Genomic DNA, 23,116 nt, shown 5'->3' with positions numbered 1-23,116 from the left:
TTAAACGAATGCGTTCTGCAAGTGTTTGAATATTATTTCACAACCACCATACCCAATAGATTACCAATCTCCATTTTTGCTTGATTAAGTTGCATTAAATATTGCAGAATAACATGCTCATCGTCTTGAGATTCAATATTTTTCAATTCTTCGGTATTTTTTTCCATCAAATGCAGTATCGATCTATGTTTCAATCGCAATACATGAGTATAGATAGAGTCATTTAGTATATGACGTTCATGGGAAGTGAATATTTCAAACTTTTTCTCCCAGTTTTCACTCAATTCATATCTATCAGTGTAAAGAGAGAAAATCACTTTCCTTACTGCTTCTGAACCGTTCTTAATAAAGTGAGACTCGTTTAAAACCACCCCTTCCTTTAAATGGGCTACAAAATCCTTTAGTATTTCAGCATAAACAGGATGAATGAACTCAGTGTCAGCCAGTTCTTGAAGCAAATAATCGATTACTAATTTATCTTCTCCTAATGGTAACTCAGCATAGGTTAATAACAAACGAATACTTTCCTTTTCTTGCAGCGCAGCTACTTCAAAAGGACTATATTGCTTTTGTATTTGTTCGGGCGCCTGATTAAAGCTTTCGCTCAAATAGTTTGCTTGGCGCTTGGTGATATCCCCCTTGCTCTGTTTGTCACGAAGAATTACTTTATTTTGCTCAGCAATTAAAATACCCTCATCTATTTCGAGTATATCGCTACATTCTTTAATATAAATTGCTCTCTTTACAGGGTCGGGAATCTTAGAGATAGAGCGCACAATATCTTGAATAGTCTCTGCTTTTCTAATTGGATCCTTCTTTGTCTCTTCTAACAACAAATCGGATTTAAAGCGGATGAAATCCTTTGCATTTTGATCTAGGAAAGCTTTAAAGGCCTCATCCCCCATTTTTTGGGAATAACTGTCCGGGTCTTCACCATCAGGAAAAATGACAACTTTAACATTCAGCCCACCCTCCAAAATTAAATCAATCCCACGCATAGCAGCTTTTAATCCTGCCGCATCACCATCAAATAAGACCGTCACATTTTGGGCATATCTTCCAATGAGCTTTATTTGCTGAGTGGTTAATGATGTTCCAGAAGACGCTACAACATTTTCAACACCCGATTGATGTAGCGAGATTACATCAGTATATCCTTCTACTAAATAGCAATTTTCTTCATCTCTTATGCTTTTTTTCGCTTGGGAAATTCCATACAACACCTCACTTTTGTGATATACATCCGTTTCCGGGGAATTGATATACTTCGGTTGCTTTTTATCATTTATTAGTATTCTGGCCCCAAAAGCAATGGGTTTTCCAGAAATGGAATGAATAGGGAAGATTACACGGTTACGGAATCTATCGTAGGTCTTGTCTTCTTTTTTAATAATCAAACCTGCTTTTTCCAAAATCTCTTCACTGTGCCCTGCTTTTTGGGCTGCTTTTATTAGACCATCCCATTGATCTAAAGTGAAGCCTAAATCAAACTTGTCAATTGTTGCATTGGAAAATCCACGTTCTTTGAAGTAGCTTAAACCTATAGATTTACCATCTGGGTGATTATGCAATAAATCCTTAAAATATTCTGAAGCAAAATTTAAAACAATATATAAGCTCTCTCTTTCATTAAATGCTTCTTCCTGCTCAGGTGAAGATTCTGTCTCCTCAATCTCTATGGAATATTTATCAGCCAATTGCCGAATGGCTTCAGGGAAATTAAGGCCTTCCAACTCCATTATAAACTGTATAGAATCTCCTGCTTTACCGCACCCAAAGCATTTATATATTCCTTTGTTTGGAGCAACAGAAAATGAAGGGGTTTTCTCCTCGTGAAAGGGACAGCAAGCCCACAGATTTTGTCCCTTCTTTTTAAGCGGTACATAATCGCCAACTACCTCCTCTATTTCTGCTCTGTCTTGAACATCTTGTATCGTTTTCGGACTTAAACCCACTGATTTTTAATATTTTTTAGTGTTTATTTAAACTAATTCCAACTAATTTCCTTAATGAATTGTTAGCTAAATTGATAAAGTTTAACTTGCATCAAATTCAAAGTAAAAGTAAGATTTTTTAATTACAAAAGATATATATGGCTGTTACTAAAGATAGCATTATTAAAGCACTAAGCACAGTGGATGATCCAGATTTTAAGAAAGATTTGGTGACTCTTAATATGATCAAAGATGTTAGCATTGATGGAAATGCCGTTTATTTTACGGTAGTGTTAACTACACCTGCCTGTCCATTGAAAGAAGTAATAAAAAATGATTGTATCAATGCAATCCACAAACTTGTGAATGCTGATTTACAAGTGTTTCCAAATATGACTTCTGACGTTACTTCTACTAGAAGCAGTGCTCCCTTATTACCAAACGTGAAAAATATCATCGCTATTGGATCAGGTAAAGGTGGGGTCGGAAAATCAACTGTAACAGCAAATTTGGCCGTTTCTTTAGCTCAAGAAGGTGCAAAAGTAGGTTTAATCGATGCCGATATTTTTGGCCCATCAATCCCAACAATGTTTAATTGCGAGGCAGAACAGCCAGAAGTTAGGCAAGTAGACGGTAAAAATATAATTGTTCCAATTGAGCAGTATGGCATAAAACTTATTTCAATTGGATTTTTAACTCCGCCAGATAATGCAGTGGTTTGGAGAGGGCCAATGGCAAGTTCAGCATTAAAGCAATTTATTGGCGACACGGACTGGGGTGAGTTGGACTATTTGTTAATTGATTTACCTCCAGGAACAAGTGACATACATTTGACCCTGGTTCAGACTATTCCAGTAACAGGTGCAGTTGTAGTGACCACACCTCAAAAAGTAGCTTTAGCAGATGCCAAAAAAGCAATTGGAATGTTCAAGCAACCTCAGATAAATGTACCTATTTTAGGGCTAGTTGAAAATATGGCTTATTTTACACCTGCAGAACTTCCAGATAATAAATACTTTATATTTGGAGAAGGGGGTGGCTACAAGATGAGTGAAGAATATAAAATTCCTTTTTTAGGTCAGATGCCATTGGTGCAATCAATACGTGAAAGTGGAGACTCAGGCTATCCAACTGCAATGAAAGATGGGCCATCAGCCGATGCTTTTAAAGAATTGGCTCAAAAACTAGCCCGACAGGTTGCAATTAGAAATGCAGGCATGGAGGGGACCAAAATAGTAGAAATGACGAGATGAAATCAATAAATTATGGATGTTTTAGATAGAATAGAGAAAGCATTAGATTCCATTAGGCCTTATTTAGAAGCTGATGGTGGTAACGTGAAAATTTTAGATTTAAATGAGGGACTCTTGCGGCTGGAATTGTTAGGTGCTTGTGGCAACTGTCCTATGTCCACGATGACATTAAAAGCAGGCGTGGAAGAGGCAGTTAAAAAAGCAGTACCGGAAGTAACAGCAGTTGAGGCTATAAACATCACTTCTGCAGATGACCCAAACGCTGAACTACCAGAAACAATGCGTTAATATTATTTTGAATTAACATTAAATTCAAAAGAAAATTATGCACTGAATTAAGTTATAACGTAATCCTTGGTTTTAATTTAGAGTCTAATTAAATTTAGACAAAACTACTTAGACCCAATGAAAAAACTATACCACTCTTATTTCAAATTAACCATTGGGAGTGGTATTTTTATTTTATTTCAATTAATCAACATGCCACTGCTATCTGCCCAAGAAAGATGTGCAGTTCCAAAAATTTTAGAGGAGAGAGAAAAAAAATATCCAGAACTCAATACCGAGAATTTTGAAAACTGGATAGCTAATCAGAAAATCGCACTAGATGTCAGTTCTCAAAGGCAACAAAATGTAGTCCAAGTTCCAGTCGTATTTCATATTATTCATAATGGAGAACCTGTGGGTGTAGGAGGAAATCTACTTAAAAGCAGAATAGATCGTCAACTCGAAATTTTAAATGAAGACTTTAATCGGCTGAATGTAGATGCAAGTGAGACCTTAGAGCAATTTCAGGACCTTGCTACTTCATTCGAAATTGAATTTATATATGCCAAACAAAGTCCCGATGGCTTTGAAACTAACGGAATTGTGAGGGTACCTGGTAGTCAAGCAAGTTACAGCTACCAAGAAAGGGCTGTACTAAGTTCAGAAAGTTATTGGCCCGCAGAAGATTACCTTAATATTTGGATTGCGGACTTAGCTGGAGGTAGCTTAGGTTGGGCAGAATTTCCAGTCTCAAATCTTGCAGGCTTAGATGCGGCTAGTAATAACCGATTAATTGATGGTGTAAGCATCGATTATGTGTACTTTGGTGAAAACCCGGACAGCCCTAGTTTTGAAAGTAAAGGAAGAACTGCAACTCATGAAATGGGCCACTTTTTTGGTTTACGCCATATTTGGGGTGATGGAGGATGCTCTATCGATGATTTCTGTGAAGATACCCCTCCTTCAAATAGTTCGAGTTCAGGATGTAACCTTAGCAAGACCACATGCGGGAATTTGGATATGGTTCAAAATTTCATGGACTATACTAATGATGCATGCATGAATATTTTTACTTTGGATCAAAAATCCAGAGTCCGAACTGTAGTAGAAAACAGCCCAAGACGGAAAAGCCTTACTGAATCAAAAGGGTTGGAGGAACCTCCAATCTTCAATCGTGATTTGGGCCTGTCGGAATTAAATTCTCAATTTAACGGAAGTTGCAGCGGCAACTTCAACCCCCAAATAATCATTAAGAACCAGGGAATATTTCCAGTTGAGGATTTTACAGTTCAATTGTTTATTGATGGGGTTTTGGAAGAAACATTGGAATACAATGAAACCTTGGAAAGTGGTGAAGAAAAAATTGTCTACTTTTCTTTACTAAATTTTGAGGATACTGGGCAGTATTCTCTATTTTACAGAGTAAATTTGGAGGGAAGCTTTGAAGATGAGCGGCTTGAAAACAACCAAAAAATAGAATATTATCAAAAACTGGAGGCCGCAAGTCTCCCTTACGAAAAGAAATTTCAAAATAACATTATCCCTTGGTTTGTAAGAAACCCAGATAGCGAGGAGACCTGGCAGCTATTTGACGCAGGCTTAGGAATACCTTTCTTTGATAACCGTCAAAATTTTGGTGAAATTGACCAAATTGTTTCCCCAATTTTTGATTTCACCACTATTGATGTGCCTGAACTTAGCTTCATTTTTGCACAAGTAGGTGATTCCATTCCAAACAAAATTAGTATATACGCATCCTATGATTGTGGACGAACTTTCAATGACCTAATCTTCACCAATAGCATAACGGATATATCTACAGCCTATGAAATTGACTCTCTTTTCACACCAAAACACCGTCTAGATTGGGACACCTTAAAAATTGATCTTAACAGACTTAAAAATGAAGAATCTGTCAGTTTTAGCATTGTAGCTGAAAACAGATTATCTAATAATTTTTACATCAGCGAGTTCAAAGTTGAAGAGTCTAGCAAAAAGAATAAAGAAATAGAAATTATAAAATGGGACGACATTAATCCACTTTTCTGCGATGAGATATTGGCAGGGAAATTGACTGTCAAAAATGTTGGCAGAGAAAACATTAATAATTACAAAATCGAAATACGAAATCAAGATGAGATCGTAAAAGAATATATTTTGAATAATGAAGTTCTAATTTCCGGGCAGGAAAGCATAGTGGATATATTGATTGCACAGCCAGAGCAAAATATTGGAGAATATGAAGTTCGGGCCATTACTAACGACTTGGAAGAAGAAGTTGTTAATACATTCTATTTGCCTTTTGAGAATAATTGTTTTGAAGAATTGCCTCCTTTGAGATTAAGTTTAAAGGATAATAATAATGACAATTGGTTTGATTTTAATCCTGATAAAGATGCTGGATGGACGTACAGTAGTAACAATCTTGCCGTAAACAGTAATTCTTCTGCAATTACGAAAGAAGATTCTGAAGATTGGTTGATAAGTCCTCTTATGGATGTAAGCAATACCAATTATCTAGGCCTTATTTTCGATATATCCTATAGAAAAGCATTTAGACAAGCAGAAAAATTTGAGATATACATTTCAGATATCAATGGGAAAAATTTCAATACTTTAATTTATAGTAAATCAGGAGATTCCTTAGCTACATCTTTCGGTAATGATGTTTCGAATCAATTAATATGGAGAAATGAATTTATTGATCTATCGCCTTATGTATTTAGAGAAAAAATTCGTTTAGCATTCAAAGTAACTCATGACAATGGACATAATTTGTATTTAAAAAACATTACCTTCTTTGTAGGTCAGTCTCCCCCACCTCCGTATCCTAACACTGCCAAGCCTTTTGTGATTTATCCCAATCCTGCTAAAAACGACCTAAATTTACATTTAAATCTGGACGTTGCGGAAGAAGGTTTTTTCCAGATTTTGGATATGAGAGGAAAGGTAATGTTAGAATTTACTGAACCAAAAATCTTAAACCAATATATCAACTTTAATATTTCACAATTGGCAGACGGCATGTATATATTGAGACTCAATACCAAAAGAATGACAGCTAGTGAAAGGTTTATCATCCAAAAATAAGGCGCTAAATAAGAAAACATCAAAATTAAATTCACTATTCGTAAATCATGAGGTAAATTCTTAATTGATATGTTATTTTTACATTTCAGTAAAACAACATTAAATGAGAATTGGAATTTTTTTTGGAGGTCAATCACGAGAACGAGAAATCTCTTTTGCGGGTGGTAGGACCGTCTATGACAACCTTAACAAATCAGTATTTACTGCCGTTCCTATTTTTATAGATAGCAAAGGTCATTTCATTTTGTTAGATTGGCAGTACATATATAAAGGCACAATCAGAGATTTTTATCCTCCAGTAAATTCTTTACCAAAATCCGAACTCCCGATTCAAATTTATGCTGAATCTTTAAGAAATATTTCAAATGAGCAATGGGATAAGCTTATCTCTGAGGTTGGTCGAAAAATAAATCCATCCGATTTTCATAAATACATAGACTTTGCCTTTCTATCTCTCCATGGGCCCTATGGAGAAGATGGTAATATTCAAGGGATTTTAGAGTGGTATGGTATCCCATTCAGTGGCGCAGGGATTTTGCCTTCCTCAATTGGAATCAGTAAGATTGCTCAAAGGCAATTTCTACAGCAAGCTGGATTCGAAGGGCCTAAAAGTATTATTTTAAACAAAGCAGATTGGGATATTCAACCACATGAAATCATTTTTCAAAAACTGAAAGATGACATTGGCCTTCCATTGGTAATTAAAGCACCTCACCAAGGATCTTCCATTGGCGTCAGTATACTTGATGAAGATAATTTATCACGCTTTGAGAGATTGATTCAAAAAAGCTTCTTTGAGCTAGAAATAACGACTTCAGATTGGGCTCAATATAGCCACGAAGATAAAGTAGGTTTCATAGTTAAATTGGTAGATATTCGAGAAGGAATCGGTCTTCCAGTAATCATAGAAGAAGAAATTATTTACACACCTAACGAACTGCTTCAGTATTTAAACAATAGCATATCATCAAAAAAGGAAAGAATATTACTAAAAGCTATTGATTCTGAAGATTCCTTATTAATTGAATCTTTTATTGAAGGGAAAGAATTTTCTTGCATCGTTATTCAAGATGAGAATGGTCGTCCCATAGCCCTACCTCCAACAGAGATTAGAAAAGGAAAAGATGTTTTTGACTATCGATCCAAATATTTACCCGGTATCAGCAGAAAAATCACTCCTATCAACGCTCCTCAAGATATTATAGAGAAAATCAGAACGAAATGCTCAGACTTATTTAAAGCACTACAAATAGATGTATATGCAAGAATAGATGGCTTCATTACGGATTCAGGAAAGGTGTTTTTAAACGATCCTAATACTACTTCAGGCATGCTTCCTTCTTCATTTTTCTTTCATCAGGCTGCAGAAATCGGACTCAACCCCTCTCAGTTTTTAAGTTATATAATAAGGACTTCATTACAGGCGAGATTAAAGACCGGAAAGCATCATTTTGAACTTCAAAAAATGATTAAACAGTTAGACAAAGCTCTGGAAGGATTGAAAAATGAAGCACAAAAGAAAATCAATGTAGGGGTTATTATGGGTGGCTTTTCTACTGAAAGACATATATCAGTAGAAAGTGGTCGAAATATATATGAAAAACTTTCCTCTTCAGAAAAATATTTACCGATCCCAATATTCCTAAGTGGAAATGAAGATCAGCATGAACTTTATGTGTTGCCAATAAATATAATGTTGAAAGACAATGCGGATGACATAAAGGATAAAATTAAAGATTATCATATTCATCCCATTATTGCCCAAATCAAATTTGAAAGTAATGAAGTCACTGAAAAATATGTAGCTTCAAGCGTAACGGAATTCCAAAAAATATCATATCAAGATTTACCAGAATTGATAGACGTGGCTTTCATAGCTTTACATGGAAGACCGGGAGAAGATGGTGCGGTACAAGCTAAATTAGAGAAATTAAACATCCCATATAATGGATCTGATGTAGAAAGCTCAAAAATTACGATCAACAAATACGACACCAATGAAATCTTGAGGAATGCTGGGATATTAGTTGCTGACCATCGTTTGGTTTATGAAGAAAAATGGCACAGCAATCACACGACTGAACTTGAGGCCATAGAAAAGCAGCTTAGGTATCCATTAATTGCTAAACCAGCAGATGATGGTTGTAGTTCAGCAGTTAAGAAAATAAAAAATAGAACTGAATTAGAAGCTTTTGCAGGCATGATGTTCAGACCAAAGGCTGATTTTATTGAAGACCTAGCTAATATCTTAAAATTAAAGAAGAACGAAGAGTTTCCACAAAAGAATTTCTTTCTACTTGAAGAACTTATTGAAAAGAAAGACGCTAAATATTTCCTGGAAATCACTGGAGGACTATTAACGCATTTTCAACAAGATGGAAGTATAGAATATGAAATATTTGAGCCGTCAGAAGCGTTAGCAGGTGGTGAAGTCTTAAGTTTAGAAGAAAAATTCTTGGCTGGTGAAGGGCAAAACATAACACCAGCGAGATATACTCCAGAGCATGAACATTACAAAATAGTAGCTGAGCAAGTAAAAAATACATTAAAGAAAACAGCAGAGGTACTTAATATCACAGGTTATGCGCGTATTGATGCTTTTGTAAGAGTTTATGAGGATTTAAGTGCAGAAACTATTATTATTGAAGTTAACTCGTTGCCGGGCATGACTCCGGCAACTTGTATTTTTCATCAAACAGCAATCAATGGCTACAAGCCCTATGATTTTATTGATAAAATACTGTCTTTTGGAACTGAAAAAATGAAAAAACAAACAATAGCAAAATGAAGCTAAAAGCTAATTCTTTAAAAGATCTATTTCTGCACCTGGGCCTGATCGTGGGCATAGGTTTTGTCATCATATTAACTTTTTTCTATATCTATTTACCTGTTACTACTCATCATGGTGAAAGTATTACCGTGCCTAAACTTGAAGGAGTTCATTTGGATGAATTAGATGAATTTTTACTAGAAAGGGATTTAAGATTTGAAGTCACAGCAGATTCAGGCTTTTCAACGGAATATCCACCTTTGACCGTATTAAGTCAAAATCCTAAAGAAGGAAAGAAGGTGAAAGAAAATAGAAAGATTTACGTTTCTCTGAATGCGACTAGTCCACCAAATGTGAAAATGCCGAAATTAGTTGATGGCTCTTTGAAAAATGCTCAAATGGTATTGGAAAGCTATGGCCTTTTGTTAGGTAAAATCACTTATGAACCGCACGAATTTCAAAATGCAGTTTTAAAACAAAAGGTAGATGGAGAAGAAATTGCAGCCGGTGCAGATATTCCTAAAGGCTCAACAATAGATTTGGTAATTGGTAATGGTAACGGAAGGCCATTCTCTATGCCCGAGTTGGTTGGGAATAATAAAGAGGACGCTGAATTTATCATTATTGGAAGCGGATTGCAGTTAGGTAAAGTAAGAACGAGAGAGGATGATGAAAAAGCAGGGGGAATAGTCCTCCAACAATATCCAGAATCAGGGACTTCAGTTAGGACTGGAAATACTGTTGATATTTGGGTAGTTGCTCCCAAAAACAAAGACGAAATATTGACACCTGATGAGATATGAAACTCAACTGGCTGCAAAATTTTTATATCATTGGTCTTGTTTTCTTTTCATTCATGAGTGCAAATGCTCAAATAAGCGAAAAGGCAGTTCCTCATTATGAAAGTCAAAACACCCCTTCTCTAGAGCAAAGAATAATTGAAATAGATACTATTTCCTTGCCGTTCTGGGATGATTTTTCAAATCATAGTAGTTTTCCTGATAGTAGCCTTTGGATAAATAGTCAAAATGTATTTGTAAATAGCGGCTATACCTACTTGCCCCCTTCCAATAAGGTGGCAAGTTTGGACGGTTTTGATGGCCAAGGGTTGGCCTACAATACTGATGCTGGAGACAATGGTGTAGGTGATAGCCTTGTATCTCAACCTATTGATCTCTCAAATTTCACCCTAAATTCAAACGTTAACCTAAGCTTTTTCTGGCAAGAAGGATTTGGGGGATTTGCACCCGACAACCAAGACTCCCTGAAGTTAAGCTTTAAGAATAGTGAAGGAAAATGGATTCAAGTACATGGATTTAGCGGCAATGCAAGAATTGAACCTTCATTATTCTCTCAACATTTTGAAAGAGTAAATGATAGTAGTTTTTTTCATTCTGGTTTTCAATTCAAGTTTGAAGTCTCAGGCAACTTGGCTGGTGACTTTGATGTTTGGAATTTAGATTACATTTATTTAAATGAGGGAAATACACCCGTTAATACTCAGGATAATGCCTACGATTCTTACGAAGACCGAACCTTCTCACGAAAAGCAAGTACTCCTTTTAAGGATTATAACGCCATACCACTCCATCATTTAGAAGCTGAATGGTTGGATGAAAACCTTCAAACTTCAGAATTCATTTACAACAACCTTTGGGCTGGAAACGCGAACAATTTTTCTTTTGGGACAGAGTTTTTCAGTGTAGTATTCGACACTTTAAAGCCTAATGTAATAATCGATTCCTTGGATGTGAATGGAGTATTTTTAACTGATTTACAAGATACCGCAAGATTCACTTTTCAAGCACGAAATAAAACTGACTTTATCAATTATTTATTGACAGAAAAAGAAACTGAGGATTCAGTCTATCTAAATTTCCAATTTAATTTAGGAACAAATGACAGTCTCTTTTTTGAAACCATAGACGGTGTTGCCAGATACTATCCAGACCTTAGTTTTAGGCAGAATGATACCATCTCAACCATTATCCCTCTCCATGACTATTACGCCTATGATGACGGAACTGCAGAGTCTAGAGTTCAGTTGAATTCAAGGAATTTTTTACTAGCTCAAGGGTATGAAATGATCGGAGAGCAAATACTGACAGGAATTGACATTTATACACCCAATATAGCTCAAAATGCATCTACACAAAATATCACACTATTAGTTTGGAACAATCTTAGCACTAGTACAGACGATATTTTACGGGCTCAAAATGTCCTTCTAAACCAAAGTACTGCAATCAATCAGTTTCAACGATTTGAATTTGATAGACCGGTCATGTTAAGAGGAGATTTTTACATTGGGTACAGAGAAGAAAATGACGATCCACTTTCAATCGGTTTTGATAAAAATACGAATAGTGCTAATAATCTTTTTTATAATCGAAGCGGCTCGTGGGAACCCAATACTGTTTTACAAGGTAGTGTGATGATTAGGCCGGTTTTCAATAAATCAAGAATTACAGTGTCAAATAAGAAACCATTAGATAATGAATGGAATATTAAGGTCTACCCAAATCCAAATAGAGGTAAATTAAAATTTACTGACAGCTGGGATGAGATTAAAATCTATGATCTACAAGGTCGTCTACAATTCCAATCTAACAATTTCAATCAGAAAGGTGAGTTAGATATCAGTGCACTATCCGATAATTTGTACTTGGTCCAAATTAGAAAAGGAAATATGATGTCGACTTTAAAACTTTTTTTGGACAAATGAGTACATAAAGTGAAGAGTGAAAGTTTATTTAGACAACGAACCGCATGAAGAATTGCTAAGTTTGTCTAATTCTTTTACACCTTTTAAAAATGAAAAAGTTTGTTAGCATATCGCTCATTAGTATTGCAGTAAGTATTTTACTGTTGCACAGCTTTGTACCACATCACCACAGCAGTGAAAAATTTGATATTCAAGAAATTATAGAAAAGGAACCGATTCAGTCTCCACTAGATTTATTAAAAGTCGGTTTTCATATTAATTTAGGTGCTAATCATCTCGATAATTATCAAAACAACAATTCAGCATCAGCTAAACACGCTAATCAAAGAAGCCTGAGTAGTAATGATATATTGTTCTTCATTCCTGCAATTACTGATTTTGATTTCTCACAAGTTGGAAATGATATATTAACACAAGTTCAGGTTGACGATGAAGTTATTCAAACTTTATTCAACAGTAGCTTCTCTTACCGCGGTCCCCCTTCCCTTATTTAAGAATTCGTTTACATTTATTTTATTCTTAAATAATCAAATAACATTTCATGTTTCAAAAAATTATTTCTTTCTCCATAAAGAACAAATTGATAGTGTTCTTTGGAGTAATCGCTTTAATTGGTGGCGGTATATATTCCATGAGTCAGCTGTCCGTTAATGCTGTTCCAGACATCACCAATAATCAAGTACAGGTAGTTACAGTAAGTCCATCATTATCAGCACAGGAGGTGGAGCAATTTATCACCTACCCCATTGAAATATCAATGGCAAATATCCCAATGGTTGAGGAGATTCGCTCTATTTCAAAATATGGGCTCTCTGTTGTTACCATTGTTTTTGAAGAAAGCGTACCCATTTTGGATACGCGGCAATATGTGCAAGAGCAAATCAATATTGTTGGCGGTGAAATCCCAGCGAAGTTAGGAGCTCCCGAACTTATGCCGATCACGACAGGCTTAGGTGAAATTTATCAATACACCTTAGAAGTAGATGAAGCTCATAAAGGAGAATACTCTGCTATGGAGCTTCGTACTATTCAGGATTGGATAGTGAAACGACAACTCTCAGGAATTAAAGGAATTGTAGAAGTAAGTTCCTTTGGAGGTTTTCATAAGCAATATGAAGTGGCGGTCAATCCTACCTTAATGGCTCAACATCAAGTGACTTTTCAGGAGGTGACTATTGCGTTGCAAGCTAACAATGAAAACTCAGGAGGAAGCTACATTGAAAAAAATCAGAATGCCTACTATGTGAGAACCGAAGGTATGATGATAGATTTAGAAGATATCCGCAATACATTGGTCAAAGCTGATTCGAAATCGCCAGTTCTAGTAAAAGACATTGCAACGGTACAATTTGGCAATGCCAAACGCTTTGGTGCCATGACGAAAGATGGACAAGGAGAAGCAGTTGGCGGCATTACACTCATGTTAAAAGGAGCAAATTCATCCCAAACATTAGATCTTGTAAATCAGCGAGTAGAAGAAGTACAGAAATCATTACCAGAGGGGGTTCAAATCAAACCCTATCTAGACCGCTCTGATTTAGTGGGCAGAGCAATCAATACCGTAAAAACCAATTTATTGGAAGGTGGGGTCATTGTAATTTTAGTACTTATTCTCCTTTTAGGAAACTTCAGAGCAGGTTTGATTGTAGCTTCCATTATTCCACTATCCTTGCTATTTGCTTTCATCATGATGAACATTTTTGATGTGTCTGCTAATCTGATGTCATTGGGAGCCATCGATTTCGGAATAGTGGTAGATGGAGCGGTGATTATTGTAGAAAGTATTCTCCATATTCTCTTCACTGTCCATATTGGCAAGCAACTGAGTCAATCGGAAATAGATGATATTGTAATCGATGCTTCTCAAAAAATCTATAAATCTGCTGCCTTTGGTGTTTTAATTATCTTGGTTGTTTTCTTACCCATTTTATCCTTAACAGGAATCGAAGGGAAAACTTTTAGACCTATGGCACAAACCGTCAGTTTTGCCATTTTAGGTGCCATGATTCTTTCTATGACCTACGTACCCATGATGACGGCTTTATTCTTAAAGAAGAATATTAAGGAAAAAGTCACTTTTGCAGATAAGGTGATGAACAAATTCAAAGCTGCCTATAAACCTGTTTTGAATTCATCATTGAAAAACCCTAAAGTAACGATTTCACTTTCAGTGGTTTTATTGGCAATTGCCTTATTTATCTTCAGCAGAATGGGGTCTGAATTTATTCCACAATTGGAAGAAGGCGATTTGGCCATGCAAATGACATTACCTCCCGGTTCTTCATTGGAACAAAGTATTGCAACAAGTACGAAAGCTGAAAAGATTTTATTAGATAATTTCCCTGAAGTCAAGTCAGTGGTTTCTAAAATAGGTACTGCTGAAGTACCGACAGATCCTATGTCGATTGAATTGGCTGATATTATGATTATCCTCAAACCAAAAGATGAATGGACGACTGCGGATGATCGCTTTGATTTGATTGAAAAAATGGAAGAAAAATTAGCTGTCATTCCTACTGCTATTTTTGAATTTACTCAGCCCATTCAATTAAGGTTCAATGAATTAATTACAGGTGCGAAATCCGATATAGCCGTGAAAATATACGGTGAAGATTTGGCTAAACTGGCAGATTATGGTCAACAGGCATCTGATATTATAAAAGAAGTACCTGGAGCTGCGGATGTAAAAGTAGAGCAAACGGAAGGATTAGCACAATGGGTAATCAGCTACAATAGAAAAAAAGCAGTTCAATATGGTGTTTCCATTGAAGAATTGAACAGCATCATAAGAGCTGCATATGCAGGTGAAAATGCAGGATTCATATTTGAAGGAGAGAGGAAATTTGAATTGGTAGTTAGATTAAAGGAATCATTCAGAAATTCAATCAATTTGGATAAGCTGACTATTAAAAGTCAAAACGGTCAACTTGTCCCTTTATCAGAAGTAGCTAATTGGAAATATCAAGAAGGCCCATTGCAAATTTCCCGAGATGACACCCGTAGAAGAGTGGTGGTGGGCACTAACGTCAGAGATCGTGATATTGCGGGACTTGTGAAAGAAATAGAATCCAATTTGGATAGTAAATTGAAAATGGATCCCGGCTATTCAATAAAATATGGAGGGCAGTTCGAGACGCTAGAAAAAGCCAGCAAAAGGTTAGCTATTGCTGTTCCTGTTGCACTTCTACTTATTTTCATCTTACTCTATTTCGCATTTGGGAAAGTAAAATATGCCTTGCTAATCTATTCTGCGGTTCCTCTGTCCGCGATTGGTGGTGTATTGGCCTTATGGCTCCGAGACATGCCTTTTAGTATTTCAGCTGGGGTGGGATTTATTGCACTTTTTGGTGTAGCCGTATTGAATGGAATCGTTTTAATCAGTCATTTGAATGATTTAAAAGAAGAAAAGGATATGGATTTATTACAGCTGATTAAGCTTGGAAGTACCGACCGATTAAGACCGGTATTAATGACCGCCTTGGTTGCTTCCTTAGGATTTCTCCCAATGGCACTTTCTACTTCAAGTGGAGCTGAAGTACAGAAACCTTTGGCTTCTGTGGTGATTGGAGGTTTAATTACTGCTACCTTTCTAACCTTGGTGGTTTTGCCGTCTCTATATTATTTGATGAATAAAAATAAAGGTAAATCAGGTTCCAAAGTAGCTACTATGCTGGTATTGATACTGTTTAGCTTTTTCGGCTTTCATCAAAATGCAAAGGCTCAAGATCAAAATCATGAGCCTAAAACATTAAAGATGATGATTCAAAACGCAATGGAACAAAACCCGCAAATTCAAAATGAAAAATTGAGAATTGAACAAGCAGAAACATTTAAAGCACAAGCTTTTCAGATCCCATCAACTAATATCAATTATCAAAGAGGGCAAATAGATGGGCCTGAAATAGACTATAGTTGGAATATCCAACAATCCCTAGGAAATATTCCTGCTAATTTCAGAAGGCAAAAGATGGCAACTGCACAAATTGATTTGGCACAGCAAGAATATCATTTAGCTAAAAAAGAAATGTCTAGTGAAATTCGAAAAGCATGGAACGAATGGGTCTTTAGCTTAAAGCAAGTAGATTTTCTGACAGCGCAAGCAGAACTTCTAAAGAAAAGTATGAGCCAAGCTGAAGAAATGGTCGAGAAAGGAGAAAGCGGAAAACTGGAAACTTTAAGTCTATCAGGACAATTAATGACTATTGAAAATGAATTAATCAAAAGCCGGAAAATGCTAAATGATAATATTCATACACTTAAGCAATTATGCTTTTGCGATCAATTACCTGATTCTGCCTCGGGCTACAGTCGTTACGATTGGACTTCTTCATTAGATTCTTTGACTTTAGACCCTGCTTTTACCCAAAGAAACGCGCAACAACTTTTAGCTGCAGAGAACAATATCAAAGTGGGTAAAGCTCAGTATTTTCCCAATGCTTATATTGCTTATGTGAACCAAAGTTTACAAAATGTAACAGGTTATCAGAGCGTGCAAGTAGGCATTAGCATCCCCATAGTTTACAATGGAGTAAAAGGAAAGATTAAGGAATTGAAAATCGAAAAAGACATTCAAGAATCCACTTTGGATTGGGAAAATAATGAAAGGAACCAAAGGTTAATAAGCGCTAAGAAGGACTATGAAAATTATACTGCGCTCATTGACAAAAGCGCTTCCATGATGGAGGAACTGGATGAATTAGAATCATCCTCGGCTGATGCACTCCAAATTGGGGAACTGAATTTTTATGAATTTGTGCAGAATTTAACAGCACTTTATAATATTCAAAAAACCAACCTAGAACTTCAAAAAGAAATTGCCAATATTTCAATTGAATTACAATATTTAACAGAAAGAAAATGAAAATAATCAATATATTAATCATATCATCCTTACTAGCTTTTGGGGCTTGTAGCGGATCAGAAGAAACTGTTGCTGATGGGCAACAAGACACTAAAAATGAAATTTCCCTATCTGAAAGCCAGATAAAGAACACCAATCTAAAGGTAGCAAAATTAGAAAAAGCTCCATTGGACAAAAAAATAACGACATTTGGCGCTTTAGCTGTTGCACCGGAAGATATTGCAGAATTACATCTAGTGCATCGAGCTTTTATAGAAGGTACTAAAATTTTACCTGGTGAGGCCGTTCAGAAAGGTCAGGTCTTGGCCAGCTTTTCACATCCCGACATACTTACATTACAAAGCAATTATTTAGCAGCTGTTAATAACCTAAAGCAATTGGAGGCCGATTATCAAAGGAAAAAAACCTTGGTAGAAGATCAATCTATCTCACTCAAAAGTTTTCAGGCAGCTGAAGCTAAATATTTTGAAGAAAAAGTCAACATCGATGCTAAAAAGAGCATGCTTCAAAAATTAGGGATTAATATAGCCAACTTACAAAAAGGAAATTTGCAGAATGTTTTACGCTTGAGAGCACCCTTTAATGGCGTGATTACGGAAGTGAATATTAGTAATGGAATGATGGTTGAACCAAAAGAGAGTCTTTTTGAGCTGATCAATTTGGATGAAATGCATTTGGAATTCAATATTTTCCCGAAAGATGTAGATCAACTGAAAGAAGGACAAAGAGTGACGTTTAAGCTCCCAGAGGGAAATAAATGGTATGAAAGTTCCTTGCATTTCATTAATAAAAAGGTCAACGACAATAGTGTTTTAGCACATGCTGATTTGCCTGAAGCAGTAAATCTTCCATTAGGTGCGCAACTTGAAGTAGAGGTTCACATTACAACAGATAGTCTGATACTGATACCAAAAAAAGGAATCCTGCGAAAGGGGAAGGAAACCTATATTTTTGTTGAAACTTCTCAGGGAAGCTTTCAAAAAAAGCAAGTGCAGGTAGCAAATGAAAATGAAGAATTTATAGGAATTGATCCAAAAGATTTAGATCAAAGTAAAAAGTATGTGGTTGAAGGCGCGTATTATTTAAACCAATAAATGAGTAGACAAAAACTATAATGATTTGAGGCACTAGAACGCCAATATTAAAGCTCTTAAGCCTCAAATCTTGTTTTTTATACGAAGACAACATCCCAAAGCAATTAAAAAGCAGCGCTAAATTTTTAAAAAATAGGTTTTAGTTTCAACGAAGCGAAGGTTTAAGATGCTTGGCCAAAGAACCTAGCTTCTAGTTCTCATAGGAGATAAAAAGGTCCAAGCCACTATCCTACTCGTTTTATTTCCATGGCTCATTTCAATCGTTTCAATCTCCTTGGCACCAGCTTGTTTGATGGCTTCATAAATACGTTTCAGATTTGAAGATTTTGAGACTAAGGTGGTAAACCAACGAACAGAATGAGAATGGTATTTACTTTGAACAGCCATATTCGTAATAAACTTTAATTCTCCTCCTTCAGTCCACAACTCATTACTCTTACCCCCAAAATTTAAAGTGGGCTTCTCCCCTTTTCTATATTTTTTGAGGTTTTTCAGCTTTCTGGTGGTTCCTTTTTCAGCTTCTTCAGCTGAGCTATGAAAAGGCGGATTGCAAATACTCACATCATAGTATTCATGCTTTTTGACAATGCCTTTAAATATATCTGAAGATTTGTACTGCTTCCTAATTTCGACTTTCCCTTCCAGCTTAGGATTCTCAGCAATGATTTTTTCTGCTGAAGCAGCCGCTTTGGGATCAATTTCTGAAGCCACAAAATTCCAACCAAATTGCTGTGAACCCAAAATCGGATAAATACAACTGGCTCCTGTTCCGATATCAAGGCATCGTATTAAATTGCCCTTTACCTCAACTCCTTTCCTTTTTTTAGTGAGGAATTCATCTATATGAAATAGGTAATCTGCTCTTCCCGGAATAGGTGGACATAAATATCCATCTGGAATATCCCAATATTTCAAGTCATAATGCTGGAGCAACAAAGCTTTATTCAAAGCCATCACTGCCTTAGGGTCAGCAAAATCAATCGTTTGACTATCATATTGATTGGTGAAAGTAAAAGCTTCTAATTCCGGAAGCGTCTTGGCTAAACTTTCCAGATCATATCTTTTATTAAATGGATTATTTGGGTGTAGGCTGGGCTTTTGTGGAGTGGGCATTTGTGATCTTTAATGAATTTATGACAAAGATAGGCTTAATTAATGGAGGATCTACTTAAAAGCCTTTTTGAATATCTACATGCAAATCTTTTGTTCTGCTTAGTAAAATGCTGGAGGCATATAGTATTCAACACTCGTGTGACACGAGCGCTAGCAAAGGGAAACTTCGTTTCAAAAAGACAAGTTTCCCTTCCTTAATGGAATGACTCCCCGATGAAGTTTTGTTTTCAAAAAAAAGCACGACTCTCACCGTGCTTTTCTTTTATCTATAATCTAGGTTCTAGACTCTAATATCTAAACCTACATATTGCGTCTATACTGCCCACCAACTTCAAACATCGCATTCGTAATCTGACCTAAAGAACAGAATTTAGTGGCTTCCATCAGTTCAGCAAAAAGGTTTTCGTTTTTGATGGCTGCATCTTGCAATCTATCCAGACTCTCTTTGGCTTCTTTCTCAAATCGGTCATTTAATAACTCCAATGTCTCAATTTGATACTCTTTCTCTTCCTTGGTCGCTCTGATTACTTCACCAGGCGTTACGGTAGGCGAACCTTTAGAATTCAAGAAAGTATTTACGCCAATGATAGGGAATTCACCCGTATGCTTCAGCATTTCATAATGTAAGCTTTCTTCCTGGATCTTGCCTCGCTGATACATGGTTTCCATGGCGCCTAAAACGCCTCCTCTTTCTGTAATTCTATCAAATTCAGTCAAAACCGCTTCTTCCACAAGATCAGTCAACTCTTCAATGATGAAAGACCCTTGAATTGGATTTTCGTTCTTCGCTAAACCTAACTCCTTATTGATGATCAACTGAATCGCCATTGCTCTTCTTACTGAGTTTTCAGTTGGTGTAGTAATCGCTTCATCATAAGCATTGGTATGCAGAGAGTTACAGTTATCGTATATCGCATAAAGCGCCTGTAAAGTCGTTCTGATATCATTGAAATCAATCTCTTGGGCGTGCAGCGATCTACCTGAAGTCTGGATGTGGTATTTCAACATCTGTGCTCTGGAATTTGCTCCATATTTCTGCTTTAAGGCTTTTGACCAGATTCTTCTGGCTACTCTACCGATCACTGCATATTCAGGATCAATACCATTTGAGAAGAAGAAAGATAAGTTTGGACCAAATTTATTGATATCCATTCCTCTGCTCAAGTAGTATTCTACATAAGTAAACCCATTCGCCAAAGTAAAGGCTAACTGTGTAATCGGGTTCGCTCCTGCTTCTGCAATGTGATATCCTGATATCGATACCGAATAGAAATTTCTAACCTGATTTTCAATAAAATATTCCTGCACATCTCCCATCAATCGCAAAGCAAATTCGGTCGAGAAGATACAGGTATTTTGCGCCTGATCTTCTTTCAAGATATCAGCTTGAACGGTACCACGAACTACCGCCATGGTATCTTTCTTAATCTTTTCGTAAGTGTCTCTAGGTAAAACTTGGTCACCGGTTACACCTAGCAACATCAAACCTAAGCCATTATGGCCTTCTGGAATTTCTCCTCTATACTGAGGCTGAGTAGATCCCTTTTCTTTAAAAATCTTGTCGATTTTTTTCTTTACTTCGGCTTCCATGCCATTTTCTTTGATGTATTTTTCACATTGCTGATCGACAGCAGCATTCATGAAAAATCCAAGCAACATAGGTGCCGGGCCATTGATGGTCATCGACACAGAAGTCATGGCATGCGCCAGATCGAAACCAGAGTATAATTTCTTGGCATCATCCAAACAGCAAATACTAACCCCTGAATTCCCGATTTTCCCATAGATATCTGGTCTGTAATCCGGATCATTTCCGTAAAGCGTTACCGAGTCAAAGGCAGTAGATAAACGCTTAGCGGGCATCTCCATACTTACATAATGGAAACGCTTATTGGTACGCTCCGGTCCACCTTCGCCAGCAAACATTCTCGTAGGATCCTCCCCTTCTCTTTTGAAAGGGTAAATTCCTGCGGTATACGGAAATTCGCCAGGTACATTTTCCTGTAAATTCCATCTTAATAAATCTCCCCAGCTTTTATATTTTGGTAGAGATACTTTTGGAATTAGAGAATGAGATAATGACTCTGTATGCGTATCTATATTAATTTCTTTATCTCTCACTTTGAAAGTATAAACCGGGTCTTTGTAAGTTTGTACTTTAGCTGCCCATTCTTCAATCAAGAGCTTATTCTTCGGATCAAAATTCAACTCTTCTTTGGCATAGGCCTCTTCGAGTCCTTTGATTAAACGGTCTTTATCTTCTATATCCGAATCTTGTAAAGTCTCTATAGATTTACGATATCCATATAATTTGTCCGCAACTGCTGCTTGCTCTTCTACCCACTCATCGTAACCTCTGTTATTTTCTGAAATCTCAGATAAGTAACGCGTTCTTTTTGGTGGAATAATGAATACCTTTTCAGACATTTCATCCGTGATTTCAAAAGTAGATTTCAAATCAGCACCTGATTTTTCGGTTACTTTGGCCATCAATTCCTTATAAAGTGAATTCATTCCTGGATCGTTGAATTGAGAAGCAATGGTGCCATAAACCGGCATATCGTCTGGTTTCGATTCCCACAATCCATGGTTACGCTGATACTGCTTTTTAACATCTCTCAATGCATCCAAAGCTCCTCTTTTATCAAACTTATTAAGGGCAATAACGTCGGCAAAATCCAACATATCAATTTTCTCCAGCTGAGTGGCAGCACCGTATTCTGGAGTCATCACATAAAGTGAAGCATCAGAATAATCCAAGATCTGCGTATCCGACTGGCCAATTCCTGAAGTTTCTAAAATGATGAGATCAAAATTAGCTGCCTTCAAGATCGAAACTGCATCTTTCACATATTTAGAAATTGACAAATTACTTTGACGAGTTGCCAATGAACGCATATAAACTCTATCATTGTTTATAGCATTCATCCGGATCCTATCTCCTAAAAGAGCACCACCAGTTTTTCTTTTAGATGGATCTACCGAGATGATTCCTATATTTTTATCTTTAAAATCAATTAAGAATCTTCGTACGAGCTCATCAACCAAAGAAGATTTACCCGCTCCACCTGTACCTGTAATTCCTAAAACCGGTACTGACAAATCTTTTGCTTTCTCTCTTATTTTATCTAATTCAGCATTACTTTCTTCCGGGAAATTTTCTGCTGCCGATATCAGTCTTGCAATCGCTTTTACATCTTTCTTATCTACGCGACCTACTTCACCATTCAAATTCTGGCCAGTAGGATAATCACTTTGCTCCACCAAATCATTGATCATGCCCTGTAATCCCATGGAACGGCCATCATCAGGAGAATAGATTCGAGAAATACCGTAATCATGCAATTCTTTGATTTCTTCTGGTAAGATTACTCCTCCTCCGCCACCGAAGATCTTGATGTGGCTAGAGCCTTTCTCTTTCAATAGATCATACATGTACTTGAAATACTCAGTATGGCCCCCTTGATAGGATGTCATGGCGATGGCTTGTGCATCTTCTTGAATGGCAGTGTTTACCACTTCTTCAACAGCACGGTCGTGACCTAAGTGAATAACCTCACAACCAGTAGATTGGATGATTCTACGCATCACATTGATGGCTGCATCATGCCCATCGAATAGGGAGGCAGCAGTGACAATACGAACGTTATTTTTAGGCTTATAAGGAGCTACAGTTTGATGTGCAGACATATTTTTTAGTCGTTTAATTCGAATTACGAAATTACAACAATAAAGCTAAAGAATAAAGTCATTAGCGAACATTCGTTAGGAAAGGATATTGTAAAAATTATATTTTATGAGGTTGGGATTTGAGTTGTGGTTTTGTGGTGGTTTGGAAAATATTATGCGGTTTTGTTCTGCGATAGAATAGAGAAAACATGTGTAAAATGGGTGCAAATTTCAATTTATACCAGAGAGAAATGATGAAAAGCTTGATTCATTTGCTACAACTCACTATTTCATATTTTAACTTTAGGTTAAAATCAATTGATCCCTGTCTTCACAGGTA

12 protein-coding genes are annotated in these 23,116 nt (G+C 36.5%); 9 read left to right on the top strand and 3 right to left on the bottom strand.

Translation table 11 applies throughout. The annotated features are described in order from the left end of the window. Positions 1-32: 32 nt before the first annotated feature. The gene (gene dnaG / locus AAC601_RS08045) at positions 33-1,955 is read right to left on the bottom strand and encodes a DNA primase (protein ID WP_303268603.1); all 1,923 of its coding nucleotides are present in this window, start codon (positions 1,953-1,955) and stop codon (positions 33-35) included. Between the two features lie 137 nt (positions 1,956-2,092). Between dnaG and AAC601_RS08040 the strand changes: the two genes are divergently transcribed. The 9 genes from AAC601_RS08040 (at position 2,093) to AAC601_RS08000 (ending at position 17,994) form a co-directional block, all read left to right on the top strand. Next, a complete protein-coding gene (locus tag AAC601_RS08040; RefSeq protein WP_303268601.1) occupies positions 2,093-3,187 on the top strand; it encodes an Mrp/NBP35 family ATP-binding protein in 1,095 nt (364 codons plus the stop codon). Between the two features lie 12 nt (positions 3,188-3,199). Next, positions 3,200-3,475: a NifU family protein gene (locus AAC601_RS08035; protein ID WP_303268599.1), complete on the top strand. Its 276-nt coding sequence runs from the start codon at positions 3,200-3,202 to the stop codon at positions 3,473-3,475. A 117-nt stretch (positions 3,476-3,592) separates the two neighbouring features. Further along, positions 3,593-6,544, top strand: a complete 2,952-nt coding sequence (locus tag AAC601_RS08030; RefSeq protein ID WP_303268598.1) for a M43 family zinc metalloprotease — start codon at positions 3,593-3,595, stop codon at positions 6,542-6,544. A 103-nt stretch (positions 6,545-6,647) separates the two neighbouring features. Next, positions 6,648-9,332: a D-alanine--D-alanine ligase gene (locus AAC601_RS08025; RefSeq protein ID WP_340152976.1), complete on the top strand. Its 2,685-nt coding sequence runs from the start codon at positions 6,648-6,650 to the stop codon at positions 9,330-9,332. Continuing rightward, positions 9,329-10,117: a PASTA domain-containing protein gene (locus tag AAC601_RS08020; RefSeq protein WP_303268596.1), complete on the top strand. Its 789-nt coding sequence runs from the start codon at positions 9,329-9,331 to the stop codon at positions 10,115-10,117. The genes AAC601_RS08025 and AAC601_RS08020 overlap by 4 nt, the downstream gene beginning before the upstream one ends. Continuing rightward, positions 10,114-12,039, top strand: a complete 1,926-nt coding sequence (locus tag AAC601_RS08015) for a T9SS type A sorting domain-containing protein (RefSeq protein ID WP_303268595.1) — start codon at positions 10,114-10,116, stop codon at positions 12,037-12,039. The genes AAC601_RS08020 and AAC601_RS08015 overlap by 4 nt, the downstream gene beginning before the upstream one ends. An 89-nt stretch (positions 12,040-12,128) precedes the next feature. Next, a complete protein-coding gene (locus AAC601_RS08010; RefSeq protein WP_303268594.1) occupies positions 12,129-12,533 on the top strand; it encodes a hypothetical protein in 405 nt (134 codons plus the stop codon). Between the two features lie 47 nt (positions 12,534-12,580). Further along, complete coding sequence (locus tag AAC601_RS08005) at positions 12,581-16,900, top strand: CusA/CzcA family heavy metal efflux RND transporter (RefSeq protein WP_340152975.1); 4,320 nt, start codon at positions 12,581-12,583, stop codon at positions 16,898-16,900. Next, complete coding sequence (locus AAC601_RS08000; protein WP_303268592.1) at positions 16,897-17,994, top strand: efflux RND transporter periplasmic adaptor subunit; 1,098 nt, start codon at positions 16,897-16,899, stop codon at positions 17,992-17,994. The genes AAC601_RS08005 and AAC601_RS08000 overlap by 4 nt, the downstream gene beginning before the upstream one ends. 183 nt (positions 17,995-18,177) lie before the next feature. Here the strand turns inward: AAC601_RS08000 and rlmF are convergent, their stop codons facing one another. Together rlmF and AAC601_RS07990 are read right to left on the bottom strand one after the other, a co-directional pair. Beyond that, positions 18,178-19,107, bottom strand: a complete 930-nt coding sequence (gene rlmF, locus AAC601_RS07995; RefSeq protein WP_303268591.1) for a 23S rRNA (adenine(1618)-N(6))-methyltransferase RlmF — start codon at positions 19,105-19,107, stop codon at positions 18,178-18,180. A gap of 300 nt (positions 19,108-19,407) precedes the next feature. After that, a complete protein-coding gene (locus tag AAC601_RS07990; RefSeq protein WP_340152974.1) occupies positions 19,408-22,797 on the bottom strand; it encodes a methylmalonyl-CoA mutase family protein in 3,390 nt (1,129 codons plus the stop codon). Positions 22,798-23,116 lie beyond the last annotated feature (319 nt).

Source organism: uncultured Marivirga sp., assembly GCF_963974845.1.
Classification (GTDB): Bacteria; Bacteroidota; Bacteroidia; order Cytophagales; family Cyclobacteriaceae; genus Marivirga; species Marivirga harenae.
The sequence above is the reverse complement of the archived record's forward strand: the minus strand, read 5'-3'. Positions and strand labels throughout refer to the sequence as shown.

Bases quoted from the DNA above. Each gene is read 5' to 3' on its own strand.
- AAC601_RS08005 (WP_340152975.1), top strand. From the start codon at position 12,581: ATGTTTCAAAAAATTATTTCTTTCTCCATAAAGAACAAATTGATAGTG.
- AAC601_RS08040 (WP_303268601.1), top strand. From the start codon at position 2,093: ATGGCTGTTACTAAAGATAGCATTATTAAAGCACTAAGCACAGTGGAT.
- AAC601_RS08030 (WP_303268598.1), top strand. From the start codon at position 3,593: ATGAAAAAACTATACCACTCTTATTTCAAATTAACCATTGGGAGTGGT.
- AAC601_RS07990 (WP_340152974.1), bottom strand. From the start codon at position 22,797: ATGTCTGCACATCAAACTGTAGCTCCTTATAAGCCTAAAAATAACGTT.
- AAC601_RS08000 (WP_303268592.1), top strand. From the start codon at position 16,897: ATGAAAATAATCAATATATTAATCATATCATCCTTACTAGCTTTTGGG.
- AAC601_RS08020 (WP_303268596.1), top strand. From the start codon at position 9,329: ATGAAGCTAAAAGCTAATTCTTTAAAAGATCTATTTCTGCACCTGGGC.
- AAC601_RS08015 (WP_303268595.1), top strand. From the start codon at position 10,114: ATGAAACTCAACTGGCTGCAAAATTTTTATATCATTGGTCTTGTTTTC.
- AAC601_RS08010 (WP_303268594.1), top strand. From the start codon at position 12,129: ATGAAAAAGTTTGTTAGCATATCGCTCATTAGTATTGCAGTAAGTATT.
- rlmF (WP_303268591.1), bottom strand. From the start codon at position 19,107: ATGCCCACTCCACAAAAGCCCAGCCTACACCCAAATAATCCATTTAAT.
- AAC601_RS08035 (WP_303268599.1), top strand. From the start codon at position 3,200: ATGGATGTTTTAGATAGAATAGAGAAAGCATTAGATTCCATTAGGCCT.
- AAC601_RS08025 (WP_340152976.1), top strand. From the start codon at position 6,648: ATGAGAATTGGAATTTTTTTTGGAGGTCAATCACGAGAACGAGAAATC.